Annotated in this window: 1 protein-coding gene; it reads right to left on the bottom strand. The window is 60.8% G+C overall.

Annotated elements, in window-relative coordinates; genetic code table 11:
* Window positions 1-19: 19 nt before the first annotated feature.
* Window positions 20-502, bottom strand: a 483-nt coding sequence (locus tag ALO43_RS20800) for a hypothetical protein (protein WP_054997989.1), incomplete at its 5' end; no start/stop codon positions are given.

Here is a 502-nt window from a genome sequence, read left to right as displayed (position 1 = left end):
ATTCAGTTGGCCTGCGGCATTACTCCGGAATGACCTTCAGGTGAGAAGTATCGGGAGCAGCTTGTGACTCGGGCCTTTCGACATGGCCCATGTCGCTGCCCACCGGTGCCAGGCTAAATCGGGAAAGATCCAGCAGCGGCGCAGCGGGCTGAGGTTTGGCAGGCAACAGGTCGACCCCCGCTTCGGCCACCGAATAATCCGGCGCATCGACACTTTCGAAAGCAGCCATATACGCGTCACGCGGTTTGATCTGCAGACGGCCCGTACCCGACTGCGGGGTGGCCTGGGATTTACGCAACCAGGTAGGAGCGTCGGGCGGCGGTGCCAGTTCGACCTCTTCCATGGGCAGCGGGGTATTCATTTCCAGCACATGGACCCGTGCGCCTGCACGCTCCAGCGTTGCGCGGTATTTTTCAGCGGTTGCCGCGTCGAGGTTGTTTTTCAGGACCAGTCGGCGCCCGGAGAACAGAAGTTCCAGACGCTCGGCATCGGCATTGAATAG

The organism is Pseudomonas tremae (assembly GCF_001401155.1).
GTDB lineage: Bacteria > Pseudomonadota > Gammaproteobacteria > Pseudomonadales > Pseudomonadaceae > Aquipseudomonas > Aquipseudomonas tremae.
The sequence above is the reverse complement of the archived record's forward strand: the minus strand, read 5'-3'. Positions and strand labels throughout refer to the sequence as shown.